The organism is Stenotrophomonas sp. ATCM1_4 (assembly GCF_004348115.1).
GTDB classification, from domain to species: domain Bacteria; phylum Pseudomonadota; class Gammaproteobacteria; order Xanthomonadales; family Xanthomonadaceae; genus Stenotrophomonas; species Stenotrophomonas capsici.
Window position 1 is genome coordinate 1,015,464 of sequence record NZ_QPFB01000001.1, and the last position, 18,306, is coordinate 1,033,769.

Annotated in this window: 14 protein-coding genes; 11 read left to right on the top strand and 3 right to left on the bottom strand. The window is 66.7% G+C overall.

The genetic code is table 11. From position 1 onward, the window contains the following. Positions 1 to 188 precede the first annotated feature (188 nt). The 5 genes from ATCM_RS04890 (at position 189) to ATCM_RS04910 (ending at position 5,472) form a co-directional block, all read left to right on the top strand. Complete coding sequence (locus ATCM_RS04890; protein WP_132863125.1) at positions 189 to 458, top strand: hypothetical protein; 270 nt, start codon at positions 189 to 191, stop codon at positions 456 to 458. A gap of 157 nt (positions 459 to 615) precedes the next feature. Continuing rightward, positions 616 to 1,296, top strand: coding sequence for a L,D-transpeptidase (locus ATCM_RS04895; protein ID WP_132866074.1), 681 nt, complete (start codon positions 616 to 618; stop codon positions 1,294 to 1,296). 272 nt (positions 1,297 to 1,568) lie between these two features. After that, positions 1,569 to 1,817 (top strand): hypothetical protein, encoded by a 249-nt coding sequence (locus tag ATCM_RS04900; protein WP_207911777.1) that lies wholly within the window; start codon positions 1,569 to 1,571, stop codon positions 1,815 to 1,817. A gap of 188 nt (positions 1,818 to 2,005) precedes the next feature. Further along, entirely contained in the window at positions 2,006 to 2,353 is a 348-nt protein-coding gene (locus tag ATCM_RS04905) for an RcnB family protein (protein ID WP_132863127.1), read from the top strand. A 230-nt stretch (positions 2,354 to 2,583) separates the two neighbouring features. Further along, positions 2,584 to 5,472, top strand: a complete 2,889-nt coding sequence (locus tag ATCM_RS04910; protein WP_132863128.1) for a VIT domain-containing protein — start codon at positions 2,584 to 2,586, stop codon at positions 5,470 to 5,472. A 67-nt stretch (positions 5,473 to 5,539) separates the two neighbouring features. On the opposite strand, the gene ATCM_RS04915 is transcribed toward ATCM_RS04910, so the two are convergent. Together ATCM_RS04915 and ATCM_RS04920 are read right to left on the bottom strand one after the other, a co-directional pair. Next, on the bottom strand, positions 5,540 to 6,838 hold the full coding sequence (locus ATCM_RS04915; protein WP_132863129.1) for an ABC transporter substrate-binding protein: 1,299 nt from the start codon (positions 6,836 to 6,838) through the stop codon (positions 5,540 to 5,542). Positions 6,839 to 7,008: 170 nt separating this feature from the next. Next, complete coding sequence (locus ATCM_RS04920; protein WP_132863130.1) at positions 7,009 to 8,139, bottom strand: PPC domain-containing protein; 1,131 nt, start codon at positions 8,137 to 8,139, stop codon at positions 7,009 to 7,011. A 215-nt stretch (positions 8,140 to 8,354) separates the two neighbouring features. On the opposite strand from ATCM_RS04920, the gene prfB reads away from it, so the two are divergent. The 5 genes from prfB to lysS all read left to right on the top strand — a co-directional run bounded on the left by prfB (position 8,355) and on the right by lysS (position 15,563). Beyond that, positions 8,355 to 9,480 (top strand): peptide chain release factor 2 gene (gene prfB, locus ATCM_RS04925; RefSeq protein WP_132863131.1). Its coding sequence is split into 2 segments (ribosomal slippage): positions 8,355 to 8,429 and positions 8,431 to 9,480, totalling 1,125 coding nucleotides; the frame shifts between segments, so codons are not numbered across the junction. 93 nt (positions 9,481 to 9,573) lie between these two features. Then, positions 9,574 to 10,356, top strand: coding sequence for a helix-turn-helix transcriptional regulator (locus tag ATCM_RS04930; RefSeq protein ID WP_132863132.1), 783 nt, complete (start codon positions 9,574 to 9,576; stop codon positions 10,354 to 10,356). Between the two features lie 487 nt (positions 10,357 to 10,843). After that, positions 10,844 to 12,241 (top strand): NAD-dependent succinate-semialdehyde dehydrogenase, encoded by a 1,398-nt coding sequence (locus ATCM_RS04935; protein ID WP_132863133.1) that lies wholly within the window; start codon positions 10,844 to 10,846, stop codon positions 12,239 to 12,241. Between the two features lie 55 nt (positions 12,242 to 12,296). Further along, a complete protein-coding gene (locus tag ATCM_RS04940; protein ID WP_132863134.1) occupies positions 12,297 to 13,940 on the top strand; it encodes an acetolactate synthase large subunit in 1,644 nt (547 codons plus the stop codon). A gap of 111 nt (positions 13,941 to 14,051) precedes the next feature. Further along, positions 14,052 to 15,563: a lysine--tRNA ligase gene (gene lysS / locus ATCM_RS04945; protein WP_132863135.1), complete on the top strand. Its 1,512-nt coding sequence runs from the start codon at positions 14,052 to 14,054 to the stop codon at positions 15,561 to 15,563. 247 nt (positions 15,564 to 15,810) lie between these two features. Here the strand turns inward: lysS and ATCM_RS04950 are convergent, their stop codons facing one another. Continuing rightward, positions 15,811 to 17,493, bottom strand: a complete 1,683-nt coding sequence (locus ATCM_RS04950; RefSeq protein ID WP_132863136.1) for a long-chain fatty acid--CoA ligase — start codon at positions 17,491 to 17,493, stop codon at positions 15,811 to 15,813. A 216-nt stretch (positions 17,494 to 17,709) separates the two neighbouring features. Between ATCM_RS04950 and ATCM_RS04955 the strand changes: the two genes are divergently transcribed. Beyond that, complete coding sequence (locus tag ATCM_RS04955; protein ID WP_132863137.1) at positions 17,710 to 18,057, top strand: hypothetical protein; 348 nt, start codon at positions 17,710 to 17,712, stop codon at positions 18,055 to 18,057. Positions 18,058 to 18,306: the final 249 nt, after the last annotated feature.

The following is an 18,306-nucleotide window of genomic DNA, read 5'->3' on the forward strand; positions in this document are numbered from 1 at the left end:
TTCAGACGGACGATACGCGTTCAACGGCTGCGATCTATCGTGATGAATGAGGGTTTCAAGCAAAAACATTGCCGATTCACGCACTTTCACGGCGCATCGATGTACGCCAACGTCAGCTGAAAGCAGGTTGCGGGCTGCGCAAAAAACGCCGCTATATTCCAGACTCCCCAGACGAAGGAGGGAGTGGAATGTTTCTGACCAAACAACAGCTGGTGATGGCACGCAGGCTTGGTGTGGCGATTCTCGTAGCCGGAAGTCTTGCGTCCTGTGCAACCTACAAAGAGGAGTTTGCAGGGATCAACTCGCGCCTGGACCAACTTGATGCGAAGGTGCAGGGCGCTGCGCAGAGTGCCGAATCGGCCAATCAGTCCGCGCAGCAGGCAAACCAACGGCTGGATCAAATCGAAGGCCGCGTCCAGCAGCTCGAAAGGGCCCCGCGCCGTACGCCGCGTGGCTGATCCCCTTTTCCGCACGCGATTGATGACGAACATCTGAATCCAGGATCCGGTGGCCGTTGCTGGCCACTGGTTTCCTTTCCATCGCGCAATCCCCATTCCAAGGAATCGTCCCATCCGTACGCACGCATACCCCGCAATCCGAGCCATTTCCGTGGCAATGGCGCTGGCGTTCGTGAGCATCGGCGTGGCCAGCGCCAAGGATGACGTGGCACCGCCGGTTGCCGCGGTCGACCAGCTGCCGCCGGGCCAGGCCGTGTCCGACACGGTGATTGAACTCGCAGGCTGGGTTGTCGCCAGCAAGGACAACCAGGGCTATCCGTTCGCGATCATGGACAAGGCCGCTGCACAGGTCCTCGTGTTCGGCGGCGATGGCCGTCTTCGTGGTGCAGCACCCGCCCTGTTCGGTTCGGCGACCGGCGATCACACCGCGCCCGGCGTCGCCGGCCTCGCGCTTCGTGAGATCCCGGGCCGGGACCGCACCACGCCCGCCGGTCGCTTTGTGGGTGGCTTCGGCCCCTCGATCGACGCCGGGCGAGTCCTGTGGGTGGACTACGACTCCGCGGTTTCCATCCATCCCACGGCCACCGGTGTGCCGGCCGAACGGCGTGCCGAGCGTCTGGCTTCGCCTTCCCCGGACGACAACCGGGTCACCCACGGCTGCATCAACCTCTCGCCCGAATTCTACGAACAGATCGTCCGCACGACGTTCGAGCGGGGCGGGGTGTTCTACATCCTGCCGGACAAGGCATCGCTGGCCGAAACCTTCCCGGAGTTCGCGCAAAGCCGTGCAACGGCGCCGCACGACGACGGCAAGCGCGAACGGTCCGCGGGCCGATAAGCGCGTCAACGCGTTGTCGTTGGCGTGCCCGCTAGCGGCGCGCTTAAGTAGCGTTGCGGGTTGCCCTGACTCCGGCCTTGCGGCCCACGCTGCAGGCTCGTTCAGGCTGCTTCAGCGGAGCAGTATGTCCCGTTGAAATGCCTGCATCCCCACGCCAAATCTGCGCTGGGATTCGCGTATCGGTGGCAGTATCCTGCTTGCATGCGCCTGCTCGTCCTGGAAGATCAATCCGATTTGCGCGAATCCGTTGCGGGCTGGTGTCGGCCGCCGGGTTGATCGTTGCGGTGACGCATGTGCCTGTCCATCAAAGCGATGGTTCCGGGCCCGACGGCGTCGTCATCCTGCTCTACCTGTCACTTTGGCCCGTTGCTCTACTGCTGGTGCACTCCGCCTTGCTGGCATGCCTGGTACGGGACAGGAACCCGGCAACGCTCATGCAAGGCCGCTGGGGTCTTTCCCTGCATGGCGTTCTGGGTGCCGGCTTCTTCCTCTACGCGCTGCACCTGTTCCATCCGGGCTGATTGCCGCACGGATGTTATCCAGTGGGATGAGGGCGGACGGGCCTGAATGCTGGCACGGATCACCCTCCGTCGTGCCTGGGTTTGGCCGGCGAAATCCGTCCCGGCAAGCACCGGGAATCGTTCACATGGGCTGATCTATAGTCCGCGCCGTGACGCCGCGTGGCGCGGCCTGGACAGGAGGTTTCCTCATGAAAGCTGGACGTTTGCTGGGCATGGCATTGACCGCTGCGGGGGTGTTGGCTGTTGCTCCTGCCTGGGCGGATCCGCCCCATCATGCGCGGGGCAACGGCCCGCCACCCCACGCGGGCGGGCCGCACAACCGTGATGCACCGCCGCCGGGCTGGCAGAAGAAGGCATGGCGTCGTGGCGATCGCCTGGCCTGGGCGGAAGTCGACCGCCGCTACTGGGTGGAGGATTACGACCATTACCACCTGCGTGATCCGGGCCGCGGGGAACGTTGGGTGCGTCAGTCCGATACCGAGTACCTGCTGGTGGAGATCGCGACTGGGCTGATCATCGACGCGCTGCATCGCTGAGCCGTGACTTCGTGGAAGGGGCTTCCGGGCGTTGGAATCGCCCGGGAGCCCCTTTTTTGTTGCCTGTCCCCGCATCGGCAGTGATTCCCGGGGCGAAGGGCAACTGGCCGGTCCGCGTCCGCAGTGCCGCCGGGCTGGGATTTCATCCCCGCGTACGGTTACCTTCTGCGGGTAACCCCGAAGCTGGTGTCTGCACGTTCAATCTCCCGGTCCCTGGATGGAGCATCGAGATGGTCCCGAAATGTTGGCATTGGTGTCTGGGTTGGGTGGCGTGGCTGGGCGTGCTGGCTGGGCCTGCAGATGCACAGCAGGCGTGGCGTGCCCCGCCGCTGATCAGCGTGGCCAAGGCCGAGCAGCCGATCCAGCTGCTGCGCGCGAGCATCGAGGGGGAAGTGCAGGCCGGGGTGACGCAGACCCGCATCGAGCTTGAGTTCCGCAACCCCAACCGGCGGGTGATGGAAGGGGAGTTGCAGTTCCCGCTGGCCGATGGTCAGCAGGTCACCGGCTTTGCGCTGGACATCGACGGGGACCTGCGGGCCGCGGTGGCGGTGCCGAAGGAACGCGGCCGGCAGGTGTTCGAGCAGGTGATCCGCCAGAAGGTGGACCCCGCCCTGCTGGAACAGACGGCCGGCAACCAGTTCCGGCTGCGGGTCTATCCGCTGCCCGCCGGCGGTACCCGGCGCGTGCAGTTGACGCTCCGGGATGCGATGCCGGTACGTGGTGAGGCCTGGCAATGGCGGCTGCCATTGCAGTTCGCGGTGGGGGCAGGGCAGGTACGCCTGCACCTGCAGGCATCGTCCGTGCCGCAGGGCGGCACCGATGGGTTCCGTTTCAACGGCCGTGAACTGACCTGGCAGGGCAGTGGCCGGCAACTGCCTGCCGAACTGCAGTGGCAGCTGCCGATGCAGGCGACGGCACGCATGCAGGTGGCCGCGTACGACGGCCAGCAGTACCTGCTGGCGCAAGTGCCGGTGGCGCGCCCGGGTGCGCGCCGCCTGCCCGGCCATGTCGGGCTGCTGTGGGATGCCTCTGGCTCCGCGGTGCATCGCGACCGGGCGCGGGAGTTCGCACTGCTTGATCGGTATTTCGCCGCCATGGGTGAGGGCGAGGTGCAGTTGACCGTGCTGCGTGATACCGCCGCTCCCGCGCGCCGCTTCGTGGTTCGCGGTGGTGATTGGAGCGCGCTGCGCAAGACGCTGGAACAGGAGCCGCAGGACGGTGCCAGCGGGCTGGCGGGGTGGCGCGCCGATCCGGGCGTGGGGGAGTACCTGTTGTTCAGTGACGGGTTGTTGAATTGGGGCGGCGATGCCCAGCCCAGCCTGTCCGCGAACCAGCGCCTGTTTGCGATCAGCAGCGCGGGCGCGCGTACCGACAGTGCTCGCCTGCGCGGCTGGGCCGAAGGCAATCGTGGTCGCCTGCTGTTGCTGGAGGGCGGTGATGTCGCCGCGGTTGCCGCTGAGCTGTTGTCCATGCCGGTGGACGTGGCGCTGGCCGATCCGGTGGGCCTGCGCGAAGTGGTGCTGGACCGTCGCAGTATCGGCCAGGGGTGGTTGTGGATCCTGGCGCGCAGCGATGACGACACCCCGGCATTGAAGCTGCGGGTGGGTGAAGGTGATTGGCAGAACGTGCCACTGGCAACGGACAAGGCCGATGGAGCGTTGTTGGCCGGGTTGTGGGCGCAGGCGCGGTTGCAGCAGCTGGGGACGGACCCTCGCCGCAACCGTGAGGCGATGCAGCGCTTGTCGCAGGCTTTCTCGTTGGTGAGTGAGGGGACCTCGCTGATCGTGCTGGATTCCCTGGAAGACTACCTGCGCTTTGCGATCCGGCCCCCCGCACCGATGCGGGCGGAGTACGAACAACGTTTCGCCCGGCAGGTGGCCGACCGCGATGCCGCGCGCAGGTCGCACCTGGATGCGGTCGCCGCGCAGTGGAAGGAGCGCGAGCAATGGTGGAACCGGCGTTGGCCGAAGGATGCCCCGCCGAAGGCGGCTGGACCGGATGCGCGCCAGCGGGTGGCGTATGCCGAAGCCCCCGCGCCAGCGGCGGCCATGGCTCCCCCGAGGCCTTCAATGCTGCCGCCTCCGCCTCCGCCTTCACCGCCGACGGACCTGGCCGCTGAAGTCGCCGATGGCGCCAGCCTGGACAGGGTCGTGGTGAGCGCTGCCTCGGCCAACGCGGCACCGGCGGCCGAGGCAGCTGCCAACGACGGCGCGCTGGAGATCCGGCTGGCTGCCTGGGTGCCGGATTCGGAAGCAGCCAAACGCTTGCGCAACGGGCCGTCCAGCACGCTGTACGCGCGCTACCTGGCCGAACGCGCCGCCAATGCCGACAGCAGTGCGTTCTTCCTCGACGTGACCGACCTGCTGCTCGCCGCTGGGCAGAAGCCGCTGGCGCTGCGGGTGCTGTCCAACCTGGCGGAGATGGACCTGGACAACCGCCACCTGCTGCGCGTGCTGGGCTACCGCCTGATGCAGGCCGGCGAGCCGGCATTGGCGGTGCCGGTGTTTGAACAGGTGCGGGTGATGGCCGAGGACGAGCCGCAGAGCTTCCGCGACCTCGGCCTGGCGCTGGAGGCCAGTGGGCAGGCACAGGCGGCATTGCAGCCGCTGTACGAGGTGGTGCAGCGCGAATGGGACTCGCGTTTCGACGGCGTGGCGTTGATCGCGCTGGATGAGCTGACCAACCTGGTCGCCCGAAGCCGCACCCCGCTGGACGTGCAGATGATCGACCCACGCCTGCGCAAGGCGATGCCGCTGGACCTGCGCGTGGTGCTGGCCTGGGACAGCGACAACAGCGACATGGACCTGTGGGTGACCGACCCCAATGGCGAGCGCGCGTACTACGGCAATCGCCTGACCCGCCAGGGCGGGCAGATGTCGCAGGACTTCACCGGGGGCTACGGGCCCGAGCAGTTCTCGTTGCGCGATGCCAAGCCCGGCATCTACAAGGTTGAAGCCAACTACTTCGGCAGCCGCGAACAGCTGGTGACCGGTTGGGCGACGTTGATGCTGCGCCTGAGCACGCATTGGGGCACGCCGGGGCAGCAGGACAAGGCGGTGACGATGCGGTTGAGCGAAACCGAATCCACGGTGCTGGTGGGCGAGTTCGAAGTGCGCTGAGCACCGCCGATGGCGACAAAAGAACGGGGCCGGCAATGCCGGCCCCGTTCGTATCCTGCCGCGCTGGTTACTTGCGGCGTGCCAGCAGGCGGTAACCGCCGGTGGCGTTGGAGTCGTAGCTGTGCGCGAGCAGCACGTAACGGCCGGCGTCCAGCTCCACTTCCAGCGACGGATCCAGGCTGCTGTCGCTGTCGTCCTGCTGGGCGACTTCCTCGCCGTTGCGCATCAGCGTGAGCATGCCGTCCAGGCCACCGATGCCGGTCATGCTGATCACGTAGGTACCCTTGCGCGGGATCTCCAGCGTGTACAGGTCGCGGTTGCCCGGGCGCAGCTGGCCCTGCACTTCGCGGCCGAGCTTGAGTTCCGGGCGGGCGGAGCCTTCCGGTGCGGCGGTGGTGGTGGTGGCGAGCTGGAACACGCCGCCACGGCCGTTCACCGAACGCACCGAGACGTTGTACTGGCCGGCATCGAGCACCTGGGTCAGGCGCGAGTTGGTGCCATTGCCGGCACCGTCGTCGTCGCTCAGCACCAGGTCGCCGCCCTGCACGGTCAGCAGTGTGTCGAAGTCACGGCTGCTGGCATCGAACTGGACGCGGCGGGTTTCCGGCAGGGTCATCACGAAGCTGCGGGTGACGTCGCCGGTGACGAAACTGCTGGTCGAGCCGTCCACCGGCAACGCGCTGCCGTCCTCGAAGACCAGGCCTTCGGGCATGTCGGCGCGCTGCACGCCCAGGTAGAACGCGCCGGAGGCTTCGCTGAAGCCGGCGGCGGTCAGGGTGTAGGTGCCGGGCTTCAACGGCGCCAGCAGGCGCGAGTTGAGCTGGTTGCCGCCGTCGTCGTCTTCCATGCTCACGCCGTTGCCGCTCAGGGTCAGGCGTGCGTCGAACTCGTCCGACTCCAGGTCGATGGTATACAGGCCAGCCTGTTCGACTTCCAGGGTGAAGGTCTTGTCGCCGCCGCGCAGCCAGTCGGTGATGCGGCGGCCGGCGGTCAACGGCTTGCCGTCGTAGGTGGCGATCGGCGCGGCCGACAGCTGGTACGGGCCGAACGCACGGGCGTCCGAGCCGCTGACGGCGACCAGGTACTGGCCGGCCTTGTCGGCGCGCATGCTCAGCGTGGTGCCGCCGTTCTCGCCGGCTTCGGTGCGGCTGATCAGGCTGTCACGCAGGAACACCGCCAGCGAGCCGTTCAGCGGGCCATCCAGCTTCAGCGAGACGGCCTGGCCGGCGGCCAGCTGCAGCGTGTACAGCTGGCTGCGGGTGCCGTCGCTGTAGTTGACCGGGGTCGAGGAGGTGATTTCGCCGTCGGCTTCACCGTTGAGGGTGAGGGAACGGGCGGGACCGGCGGCCTGAACGGGGGAATTCACGGCGGCCGCGATGGCGAGGGACAGCAGTCCTGCTGTTAGTCGCTTCACTTCGATTTCCTTATGGATTGGTACAGGGGTGGAACAGGGGAATGGCAGGCCTCCAGCCCATGGCCGCCGGCAGCGGCCATGGGGCGGGACCGCCGGGGCAGGGACCCCGGCGGCACGGCGCGTTACTGGATGACCGGCTCGGCGACGGCAGCAGCATCGGCTGCGGCGCTGGCGGCCTCTTCGGCGGCATCCTTGCGGTTGCTCGGGCCGGCCACGTCGATGGCGTCACCGCTCAGGTCGGTGGTTTCCAGCTCGAACACGCCCTGTTGGCTGCCCAGGCTGGTGACCGCGACGATGTAACGGCCCGGACGCAGGTTCAGGGTTAGGCGCGCGTTGGTGCCGTTGCCGCCGTCATCGTTCTCTTCGTCCACGCCGGGGCCGGTGATGTGCAGCACCGAGTCGAAGCCATCGGCGATGGCATCGAACTGCACCTGGCGCGGCTTGTCCACGGTCAGCACGAAGGTGCGGCGGGCACGCGAATCCATCATCGACTGCGCGGTCTGGCCGATGGTCAGGGCGGTACCGTCACGGGTGACCAGGTTGCCATCGGTCGCGGTCATGGCCACGCTCAGCTTGAACGAGCCGGTCTTGCCGTTCACCGAGGAGGCATCGATGGTGTACTCACCGGGCTCCAGGAAGGTGCGGATACGGGCGTTCAGGCGGCCGCCGTTGTCGTCGTCCTCCAGCTCGACGTTGCGACCGTTCAGGCGCAGGTAGGCGTCAAAGGCACTCGATTCCAGGGTGATCGAGTACAGGCCGGCCTTGTCGACCTGCAGCTTGTACTCCTGCTTGTCGTCCATCAGCCAGTCGATGGCCTGGCTGCCCGCGCCCAGCGGCTTGCCGTCGTAGGGGACGATCTTGCTGCTCTTGAGCTTGAACGGGCCGAAGCTGTTGGAGCCGGCGCTGTTGACCGCGACCAGGTAGGTGCCGTCCTTCGGTGCGCGGAAGGCCAGGTTGACCGCGCTGCCGGAGTCACCTTCTTCCATGTCCGAGTTGCCGCTGGCGTTGGCGAGCATGGTCTGGCCGTCGAACACGGCCAGCTGGCCGTTGAGCGAGCCGCCCAGCTCCAGCGACACCGCCTCGCCGTTCTTCAGGGTGACGGTGTAGGCCTGGTGGCGGCTGCCGTCGTTGTAGTTCAGGGTGCTGCGGGAGGTGATCTCACCGGCGACGCTCTCGCCGACGGTCAGCTTGGGGTTGCTGTCGCCGCCGGCGACGCCCCCCAGCTTTTGACAGGCGGCAAGCGCAACTGTCATAGAGATCGCTGCGAACAGGCGGGCATGACGTGTGTTCAAGCGTGGGTCCTTCAAGTAAGGGTGGTTTCCGTTCCCCGCGGGGGCGGGTCGGACGGGATTCTAACGGGTCCGGCGTTGTGTATTCAGCGAGAATCCTTCACACGGGCCGGGGGAGGGCTGGCTGGCCGCTTGGATGCTAGAATTCCCGGCTTGTCTGCCTTTTTCATCGACCGACCATGATCGAATTGAATCCCATCCGCCAGCGAATCGCCGATCTGACCGATCGCGTGGTCTCGCTCAGGGGGTATCTTTGACTACGACGCCAAGAAAGAGCGTCTTGAAGAAGTAACCCGCGAACTCGAAAACCCCGACATCTGGAACAACCCCGAGTACGCCCAGTCGCTGGGCCGGGAGCGTTCGATGCTGGACAAGACCGTCGGCGGCATCGCCGTGGTGCTGGACGGCATGACCGAGGCCAACGAGCTGCTGGAGCTGGCCGAGAGCGAGCAGGACGAGGACACCGCGCTGGCGGTGGTCGCCGACCTGGACAAGCACCAGGTCCACATCGAGAAGCTGGAATTCCAGCGCATGTTCTCCGGCGAGATGGACGCCTGCAACGCGTTCGTCGACATCCAGGCCGGTGCCGGCGGCACCGAAGCCCAGGACTGGGCCGAAATGATGCTGCGCATGTACCTGCGCTGGTGCGAATCGCGCGGCTGGAAGGCCGAGCTGCTGGAAGTGTCCGGCGGTGAAGTGGCGGGCATCAAGTCGGCCACGTTCCGCGTGGAAGGCGACTTCGCCTACGGCTGGCTGAAGACCGAGACCGGCGTGCATCGCCTGGTGCGCAAGTCGCCGTTCGACTCGGACAACCGCCGCCACACCAGCTTCACCTCGGTGTTCGTGTCCCCGGAAGTGGATGACAGCATCGAAGTGAACATCAACCCGGCCGACCTGAAGACCGACGTGTACCGTTCCTCCGGTGCCGGTGGCCAGCACGTCAACAAGACCGAGTCGGCGGTGCGTATCACCCACGTCCCGACCGGCGTGGTGGTGGCTTGCCAGACCGAACGCAGCCAGCATGCCAACCGCGACCGCGCGATGAAGATGCTGGCCGCCCGCCTGTACGAGCTGGAAGTGCAGAAGCGCAACGCCGAGCGCGATGCGGTGGAAGCCACCAAGTCGGACATCGGCTGGGGCAGCCAGATCCGCAATTACGTGCTCGACCAGAGCCGTATCAAGGACCTGCGTACCGGCATCGAGCGCACCGACACCCAGAAGGTGCTCGATGGCGACCTGGATGAATTCATCGAGGCCAGCCTCAAGTCCGGCCTGCAGGCCGGTGCCAAGCGCAGCGATGCCTGATCCGGCTCCCGCGGCGGCCTCGGCCGCCGTCCGGACCGTGGGCGGGTCCCGTCGTGGGGCCCGCCTTGCCGTCGCCGGCCGTGGGGCACGGCGATGATGCGCAGCGAAGAAGAACGCAGGGAACTTGGCGGCTTCCTGAAGGCCTGCCGGGCACGCGTGGATCCCGGTACGCTGGGGCTGCCGGTGGGGCGCCGGCGCACGCCCGGGCTCAAGCGCGAGGAAGTGGCGCTCGCCGTGGGCGTCAGCGTCAGTTGGTACACCTGGATCGAGCAGGGGCGCGACGTGCGGGCCTCGCCCGAGGTGCTGGAGCGGCTGGCGCGGGTGCTGCAGCTCAGTGACGACGAGCGTGCCTACGCGTTCGCACTGTCCGGTTACGGCGTGCCGCTGGAATCGCCCGATGAAACGGTCACCGAAGGGCTCCGCCAGCTGGTGATGGCGATGCAGCCGATCCCGGCCTATGTGCGCAATACCCGCTTCGACATCCTGGCGTGGAACCCGGCCGTCGCCGAGCTGTTCGTGGACTATGCGCAACTGGCGCCACACGAGCGCAATACGCTGCGGTTGATGTTCCTGTACCCGCCGTACCGGCAGTTGATCCTGAACTGGGAAGAGATGACGCGCGGGCTGCTGGCCAGCTTCCGCGCGGCCATGGCGCAGGCGCAGGACAAGGCGCCGTTCCTGGCGCTGGCCGAGGACATCGCCGCGCACAGCGCCGAGTTCCGGGCGTGGTGGCCCGAGCACGATGTGCGGCGTTTCGATGAGGGCGCCAAGCGCCTGAACCATCCCACCCGCGGCCTGCTGGACCTGCAGTACGTGGCGTTGATTCCGGAAAGCCGGCACGATCTGTCATTGGTGACCTACCTGCCGCGGACCTGAGTGCCGGATGCAGGCGCGGCTCCGGTCGCGAGGCCGGTGACGTTTCAGTGCCAGGTGAAGAACGACCCCTCGCCAACCCTCCCCTTGGCTTCGCCATAGGGAGGGGGCCGTTGCGCGGTGCGCTGTGGATGCGCCCCGGCAGGTGCGGCTCCGGCCGCGAAGCCGGCGGTGTCTCCGTCCCGTGCGAAGCGCGACCCCTCCCCAATCCTCCCCTTGGCTTTGCCAAAGGGAGGGGGCGTTGCGCGCGGCGCTGGATGCGCCCAGATGGGAGCGGCTTCAGCCGCCAAGCCGGCAACACCTCCGTGCGCGAAAGCAGCCGCCGCCCAACAATCCCAAGCCTTCGACAACGGAACGAACCCGCGCTGCAACAAAGGGGGAGTGCCACTCCTAGGATGGTCACACGCCTTGTTGTCGGTGGGTGGTAGGGTCCAGATTGCGTTCCAGGAAACGGACCGCTGGTCCGTTGTCGACACGACAGGAGAACCTGATGTCCGCCGTCCCCGTAGCAAGCGGCGCTGCCGCGATTTCCCGCGACCCCGCCACCGGCGAGCTGATCGCCACCCACCCCTTCATCAGCGATGCCGAACTGGACGTGCTGTTGGACCGCAGCCGCGCCGGCTTTGCGGCCTGGAGCGCGCAGACACCGGCGCAGCGGGCCGAGGCCCTGCGCCGCATGGCGGCGATCCTGCGCCGTGACCGCGAGCCGTTGGCGGCGTTGGCTACCGCGGAGATGGGCAAGGTCCTGGCCGAATCGCTGGCCGAGATCGAGAAATGCGCGCTGCAATGCGAGTGGTACGCCGACCACGGCCCGCAATGGCTGCGGGACGAGCCAGCCGAGGTGCTGAGCGGTGAGGCATACGTGTCGTTCCTGCCGCTGGGCGTGGTGCTGGGCGTGATGCCATGGAACTTCCCGTACTGGCAGGTGATGCGCGCCGCCGTGCCGATCCTGCTGGCGGGCAATGGCTTCCTGCTCAAGCCCGCCGAGAACATCGTCGGTACAGCCAAGCTGCTTGACGCCGCCTGGCGCGAGGCGGGGCTGCCGGACGGCACCTTCATCGGCGCCAACCTCAACCGGGAGCAGACCAGCAAGGCCATCGCCGATGACCGCATCGCCGCGGTGACATTGACCGGCAGCGTCGCGGCCGGGCGCAGCATCGCTGCTCAGGCCGGGCAGGTGCTGAAGAGGGTGGTGCTGGAACTGGGGGGCTCGGACCCGTTCATCGTGCTGGCCGACGCCGACCTGGAGAAGGCGGTTGCCGCGGCGGTGACCTCGCGCTTCCAGAACGCCGGGCAGGTGTGCATCGCCGGCAAGCGCATCATCGTCGAGGATGCCATCCATGACCGCTTCGTGGCGTTGTTCAGCGAGCAGGTCAAGGCATTGACCGTGGGTGACGGACGTGACCCAGCCAACCGGCTTGGGCCGATCGCCCGCCAGGACCTGCTCGACCAGTTGCACGCGCAGGTGCAGGCCTCGGTGGCGGCCGGTGCGCAACTGCTGGTCGGCGGGCACCAGCTGGATCGACCCGGCAGCTTCTACGCGCCTACCGTGCTGGCCGGCGTCGAGCCGGGCATGCAGGCGTTCGACACCGAAACGTTCGGGCCGGTGGCGCCGATCACCCGCGCGCGCGACGCCGACCACGCCGTCGCACTGGCCAACCAGAGCGAGTTCGGCCTCAGCGGCAACCTGTGGAGCGGCGATGTGGCGCGCGCCACGCTGCTGGCCCGACGCCTGCAGACCGGCGGGGTGTTCATCAATGGCTTCTCGGTATCCGACCCGCGGGTGCCGATCGGTGGCGTCAAGAAGAGCGGGTTCGGCCGCGAGTTGTCGTACTTCGGTGTCCGCGAGTTCGTCAACGCGCAGACGGTGTGGATCGACCGCGCTTGAGCCGCGCGCATCGTTGCCTGCCATACAACCAGTCCAGCAAGAAGGGCGTCATTCCATGTCCAAGGGTTCTGATCTGCTCGTCGCCGCACTCGAGAACGAAGGCGTCGAGCGTATTTTTGGCATTCCCGGCGAGGAGAACCTCGATGTGGTCGAGTCGCTGCGGCACTCGCGCATCGAACTGGTCATCACCCGCCACGAACAGGCGGCGGTGTTCATGGCCGCCACCTACGGCCGCCTGACCGGCAAACCGGGCGTGTGCCTGGCCACGCTGGGCCCGGGGGCGCTGAACTTCACCACCGGTGCGGCCTACGCATTGCTGGGCGCGTGGCCGGTGATCATGATCACCGGGCAGAAGGGCATCGTGGCCAGCAAGCAGGCGCGCTTCCAGATCGTGGACATCGTCAGCACGATGAAGCCGCTGACCAAGTCGGCGCGGCAGATCGTCTCGACGCGTACCATCCCGACCATCGTCCGCGAAGCATTCCGCACCGCGCAGCAGGACCGGCCCGGTCCGGTGCTGCTGGAGCTGCCGGAAGACATCGCGGCGATGGAAGGGGACGAGGACGCGCTGATCCCGCCGCATCCACAGGAACTTCCCATCGCCAGCCCGGAAGCGCTGGATCGGGCCGCCGGGATCATCCGCGCCGCCAAGCGGCCGTTGCTGATGATGGGGGCCGGCGCGTCACGGCCGCGCTCCAGCGAGGCGCTGTCGGCGTTCGTGCTGCGCGCGGGCACCCCGTTCTTCACCACCCAGATGGGCAAGGGCTCGGTGACCGGCGGCTCGGGGCTGTACATGGGCACCGCCGCGCTGACCGAGCGCGACTACGTGCACATGGCCATCGACCAGGCCGACGTGATCGTCACCATCGGCCATGAAGTCACCGAGAAACCGCCGTTCGTGATGCGCCCGGGTGGCCCGACCGTCATCCACGTCGGCTACCTGCCGGCGGAGGTGGAGCAGGTGTACTTCCCGCAGGTGGAGGTGATCGGCGACATCGGCCGATCGCTGACCCTGCTGGCCGACCGCATCGAAGGCAAGGTGGCCAACGCCGACGCGCTGCTGCCGCTGCGCGAGCAGATCCTGTCGCATATCACCGACCGCGCCGAGGAAGACCGCTTCACCCCGCAGCGGCTGGTGCACGACGTGCGCCAGGTGATGCCGCCGGACGGCATCGTGGCGCTGGACAACGGCATGTACAAGATCTGGTTCGCCCGCAACTACCGCACCCAGGTGGCCAACACCCTGTTGCTGGACAACGCGCTGGCGACCATGGGCGCCGGCCTGCCCTCGGCGATCACCGCGGCCATCCTGTATCCGCAGCGGCGGGTGCTGGCGGTCTGCGGCGATGGCGGCTTCATGATGAACAGCCAGGAGCTGGAAACCGCCCGCCGGTTGGGCCTGAACCTGGTGGTGCTGATCTTCAATGACAACGCCTACGGGATGATCCGCTGGAAGCAGGCGGTGGACGGCTTCGCCGACTACGGCATGACCTTCACCAACCCGGACTTCGTCAAGTACGCCGAGGCCTATGGCGCCACCGGGCACGAGGTGCGCGAGATCGGGCAGTTCATCCCGACCCTGGAAGCGGCCTTCAACGCTGGCGGCGTCCATCTGGTAACGGTGCCGGTGGACTACTCGGAGAACGCGCGGGTGCTGGTGGACGAGCTCCGTCAGGCCTTCCCGCCGGCCGTCCATTGACGTGGGCGGGGCAGGGGCCGGGCCGACCGGCCCGGCCGGGGGAGGGTGGTTTTGGTATGCTGTACGACCGGTGTTGCCGGCCGTATCCCCCCACTATCCACCTGCAGATCCATGAGCGAAGCCACCGAAACCCCACCCGTCGACGAAAACAAGTTGATTGCCGAGCGTCGCGAGAAACTCAAAGCGCTGCGCGGGCAGGGGATCGCCTATCCGAACGACTTCCGTCGTGAAGACTTCGCCGGCAAGCTGCAGGCCGAGTACGCCGACGCCGAGCAATGGACCGCCGAAACGCTGGAAGGCAATGGCCGCCGCGTGAAGATGGCCGGCCGCCTGATGGCCAAGCGCATCATGGGCAAGGCCAGCTTCGCCCAGATCCAGGACGAGAGCGGCCGGATCCAGCTGTTCCTGCAGGGTGCCACGTTGGGCGATGCCTACACCGCCTTCAAGGGCTGGGACGTGGGCGACATCATCGCCGTCGAAGGCGGGCTGACCCGCACCAAGACCGGCGAGCTGTCGATCAAGGCCGAGTCGATCCGCCTGCTGACCAAGTCGCTGCGCCCGTTGCCGGACAAGTGGCACGGCCTGGCAGACGTGGAGCAGCGTTATCGCCAGCGCTACGTCGACCTGATCGTGACCCCGGAGTCGCGCGAAGTGTTCATCAAGCGCTCGCGCATCATCCGCGCGATGCGCGCCTGGCTGGACAACCGTGACTTCCTGGAAGTCGAGACGCCGATGATGCATTACATCCCCGGCGGCGCGACGGCCAAGCCGTTCACCACCCACCACAACGCGCTGGACCTGGACCTGTACCTGCGCGTGGCACCGGAGCTGTACCTAAAGCGTCTGGTGGTCGGTGGCCTGGAACGCGTCTACGAGATCAACCGCAATTTCCGCAACGAAGGCGTCAGCACCCGCCACAACCCGGAATTCACCATGATGGAGTTGTACGAGGCTTATGCCACGTACAACGAAGTGATGGACCTGACCGAAGGCGTGATCCGTGACGTCGCCCAGCAGGTGCTGGGTACGACCGAGGTGGAATGGGACGGTGCACGTATCAACCTGGGCCCGGCGTTCCGTCGCTGGCGCATGGACGAGGCGGTGCGCCACCACAACCCGGAGATCAGCGTCGCCGACTGCACCGATCGCGAAGCGCTGCTGCGTCATTGCGAGCGCCTGAAGATCAAGGTCAAGCCGTCCTACGGCTGGGGCAAGCTGCTGCTGGAGATCTTCGAAGCCACCGTCGAGCACACCCTGGTGCAGCCGACCTTCATCACCGACCATCCGGTGGAAGTTTCGCCGCTGGCCCGCGCCAGCGACAACGAACCGGGCTACACCGATCGCTTCGAGCTGTTCATCAACGGCAAGGAGATCGCCAACGGCTTCTCCGAGTTGAATGACCCGGAAGACCAGGCGGCGCGTTTCCAGGCCCAGGTTGCAGCGAAGGACGGCGGCGACGACGAGGCCATGCATTACGACTCCGATTACATTCGTGCGCTGGAGTACGGCCTGGCGCCGACCGGCGGCCTGGGCATCGGCATCGACCGTCTGGTGATGATGCTGACCGGCCGTGCGTCGATCCGTGACGTGCTGCTGTTCCCGTACATGCGCCCGGAAGCCTGAGGCCCGCCGGATTGAGTCGAGAGCCCCGCGCAAGCGGGGCTTTTTCGTGGGCATGGCGGTAGGAGCAGCTCCGGCCGCGAAGCAGGTGATGCACAGGTGCAGCGGGTTGCCGTGATTGCAGTCGGTTTTCGTGGCGGGGCAGGTGCGTCGGCTTCGCGGCCGAGGCCGCTCCTGCTGGCCCGCGTGTGTCCAAACAAAAAGCCCTCCCGGTGAGGGGAGGGCTTGGGTCATTCCGGGGCCGGGCGGATCAGGCTTCCGGCTTGGAGTCGCGCAGTTCGCGGCGCAGGATCTTGCCCACGTTGGACTTGGGCAGCTCCTTGCGGAACTCGACGATGCGCGGGTGCTTGTAGCCGGTGAGGTTGGCGCGGGCGAACTCCTTGACGTCCTCCTCGGTGAGCTTGGGGTCCTTCTTGACGATGACCACCTTCACCACTTCGCCGGACTTCTCGCTCGGTGCGCCGACCGCGGCCACTTCCAGCACGCCGGGCATCATCGCGATGACGTCCTCGACTTCGTTCGGGTACACGTTGAAGCCGGACACCAGGATCATGTCCTTCTTGCGGTCGACGATGTAGAAGAAACCCTGTTCGTCCATGCGCGCCATGTCGCCGGTATGCAGCCAGCCGTCGGCATCGAGCACCTTCTCGGTCTCGTCCGGACGATGCCAGTAGCCCTTCATCACCTGCGGGCCGCGGATGCACAGCTCGCCGACTTCACCGACCGGCAGCACCTGGCCCTCGTCGTTCTTGACGCAGGCATCGGTGGAGGGGATCGGCAGGCCGATCGCGCCGTTGTAGTCCTTCAGGTCCAGCGGGTTGATGCAGGCCGCCGGCGAGGTTTCGGTCAGGCCGTAGGCTTCCACCAGGGTGACGCCGGTGACCTTCTTCCACTTCTCGGCCACGGCGCGCTGCACGGCCATGCCGCCGCCCAGCGCCACCTTCAGTTCGGAGAAGTTGATCTGGTCGAAGCCTTCTGTGTTGAGCAGGCCGTTGAACAGCGTGTTGACGCCGGTGATGGCGGTGAAGCGGTTGTTCTTCAGCTCCTTGACGAAGCCCTTCATGTCGCGCGGGTTGGTGATCAGGTAGTTCAGCGCGCCGATCTTCATGAAGACCAGCCCGTTCGCGGTCAAGGCGAAGATGTGGTACAGCGGCAGCGCGGTGATGATCACTTCCTCGCCCTGCTTGACGCCGGAGCCACTGATCCAGGCCGAGGCCTGCTGCATGTTGGCGATCAGGTTGCGGTGGGTGAGCATCGCGCCCTTGGCCACGCCGGTGGTGCCGCCGGTGTACTGCAGGAAGGCGATGTCGTCATGGTCGATGTCCACCACCGGCATCGGGTGGCGCTTGCCCAGCTTCAGCGCGTCCTTGAAGCGGATCGCGTTGGGCAGGTCATAGTCCGGGACCATCTTCTTCACGTACTTCAGCACGAAGTTGACGATGCCGCCCTTCGGGAAGCCGAGCATGTCGCCCAGGCCGGTGGTGATGACCTGCTTGACCGGGGTCTCGGCGATGACCTGCTGCACGGTGTCGCCGAAGTTGTCGACCACCAGCAGCACGCTGGCGCCGGCATCGACCAGCTGGTGCTTGAGCTCGCGGGCGGTGTACAGCGGGTTGACGTTCACCACGGTCAGGCCGGCGCGCAGGATGCCGAAGATGGCGATCGGGTACTGCAGGCAGTTGGGCATCATCACCGCGACGCGGTCACCCTTCTTCAGCTGCAGCTCGCCCAGCAGGTAGGCGGCGAACTGGGTGACCAGTGCGTCGGTTTCACCGTAGGTGAGGACCTTGCCGAAGTTGGAGTAGGCGGGGCGATCACGGAACTTGGCTACGGACGTATCGAACACCGCGGCAACGGAACGGAATTCGTTGACGTCGATTTCAGCCGGGACACCGGCCGGGTAGCTCTGCAGCCAGGGACGTTCCTGATTCATCTTCCCCTCCAGGAAATGGATGTGATCTAGTGATGGGAGCGGGGCACCGGGGCGCCACAGCCGCTGATGCCAGCATACCGTCCAGAATGGAAAAGGCGAAGGGTTCAGATGATCCGAACGGTTCTGAAATGCATGCTTATTGCGGTGATTGTGCTTTCCGTCGCCGGTTGCAAGCGCGCGCCGCCGGAACAGCGGCTGCGCGACACGATTGCTGCAATGCAGAAGGGTGTGGAGTCGGGCAGTGCCGCGGACTTCATGGAGGCGGTCTCGCCCGAGTTCGTGGGCAACGAGGGCGTGGACCGGGCGGGGCTGGAGCGCCTGGTCAAGGCGCAGTTGCTGCTCAACAGCAAGGTGTCGGTGCAGACCGGTCCGATAGCCATCGAGATGGCAGCGGACAACAAGACGGCGACAGTACGTTTCAGTGCCCTGCTGGTCGGGGGTACGGGCGGCTTGCTGCCCGTGCGCGGCGACATGCAGGAGATCCAGACCGGCTGGCGGGATGAGGACGGCCAGTGGCGGGTGTATAGCGCCAGCTGGGGGCCGGTGGGTGGTGAGCGCGGGTAAGCGGGTGGGGGAGTGGGGGTAGAAGCAAGAGCAGGAGCGGGAGCGTCACCCCTCCCCAGCCCTCCCCTTCGCGATGCGAAAGGGAGGGGGAAGATGCCGGTTCGCTGCGATCTCGAACTCTAGTCGCCGCCGTGCAGCTCGATCGCGGTCTGACAGGTCAACGGAAACCGCCCCCTCCCTTTCGCATCGCGAAGGGGAGGGCTGGGGAGGGGTAAAAAAGAACGCCCCGAAAGGGGCGTTCTTTGCTTC